This window comes from Candidatus Nanopusillus massiliensis (assembly GCF_920984865.1).
In genome coordinates, this window is record NZ_OV100765.1 from 525,990 (window position 1) to 526,387 (window position 398).

At 21.2% G+C, this 398-nt stretch carries 1 protein-coding gene; it reads right to left on the minus strand.

What is annotated here, in order from left to right; translation table 11 throughout:
- Positions 1 to 146: 146 nt before the first annotated feature.
- Positions 147 to 341 (minus strand): His/Gly/Thr/Pro-type tRNA ligase C-terminal domain-containing protein, encoded by a 195-nt coding sequence (locus LUA84_RS03620; protein WP_457913388.1) that lies wholly within the window; start codon positions 339 to 341, stop codon positions 147 to 149.
- Positions 342 to 398: the final 57 nt, after the last annotated feature.

Here is a 398-nt window from a genome sequence, read left to right on the forward strand (position 1 = left end):
TATAAAAGCAACTTTCTTCATATTCTTTATAATTTTAATAGAACTTTATATTTATTTAATACTACCTTCTCATGAAGAATGTTATAAAATTTTCCAAATATCAAANTTTTCTTCAAAGAATTTTTCCACATCACTTATATTTATCCTTATTTGTTCTTTTGTATCCCTAAATCTTTTGTAACTGTATTATCTTTTAATGTTTNATCATCTACTGTAATACAATAATANNNNCCAATTTCATCCTGTCTTTTATATCTTATACCAATTCTTCCAGAATCATCNTAATATACATCAAACTTTTTTCTTAATTTATCATATATTTCTTTTGCTAATTTTACCATATTTTCATTATTTTCTAATAATAGGAAATACTGCAATTTGAATTGGAGATAAATAAT